The sequence below is a fragment of the Alkalihalophilus lindianensis genome (genome assembly GCF_032843265.1).
Taxonomy (GTDB): Bacteria; Bacillota; Bacilli; order Bacillales; family Bacillaceae_D; genus Alkalihalophilus; species Alkalihalophilus lindianensis.
In genome coordinates, this window is the sequence record NZ_JAWJBA010000507.1 from 1 (window position 1) to 262 (window position 262).

Consider the following 262-nt stretch of genomic DNA (forward strand, 5'->3'; position numbering starts at 1 on the left):
ATTAGTCCCTTATCGGGATCTTTTTGAACAAAAAGGCCCGTTGCTATACAGTTTACATGCTTTCGCTTATACTGTTTCTCATACAACCTTTTTGGGTGTATATATTTTAGAAAGCATTGCAATGTTTACTAATATTTTCTTTGCTTACAAAATTTCAAGGTTATATTTAAATTGGATGCCTTCAGTTCTTATAGCCCTTTTTTTTCCACTTTTTATTTTGAATCAAAATGCATTTCGTTTTGGGGACAGTGCTGAAGAATTT

1 pseudogene is annotated in these 262 nt (G+C 31.7%); it reads left to right on the forward strand.

Annotated elements, in window-relative coordinates:
• A pseudogene (locus RYX56_RS23215) lies at positions 1-262 on the forward strand (hypothetical protein); the annotation flags it as partial.